The 262-nt window shown below is 42.4% G+C and carries 1 protein-coding gene; it reads right to left on the bottom strand.

Annotation, left to right across the window (positions count from 1 at the left end):
- Nucleotides 1-262: Hsp70 family protein (locus tag AC0IW9_RS31085; protein WP_471652155.1), on the bottom strand; the 262-nt coding region annotated here is incomplete at both ends.

Below are 262 nucleotides of genomic sequence, written 5' to 3' on the forward strand. Positions count from 1 at the left end.
CTTTTCTTTCTTAGTGATAAGTTTTTCGTAGGCAAATGCCGCTCCAATTGGCTCAAACTGAAACCTGATATCGGTGAAGCCGGCGCTTTCGGCAGCTTTTTTTAAACGGGTTTGCGCAAGCGTATCTTTTTGGCTGTCGTCATCATCAAAAAAAACAGGTCGGCCAATTATCGCCTTCGTGCAATTAAAGCCGGTTATTTTGTCGGCTTTCTGCTTTAAATCTTTTAAAATTAAGGCTACTAAATCCGCTGCCGAGTAACGT

This window comes from Belnapia sp. AC561 (assembly GCF_979252845.1).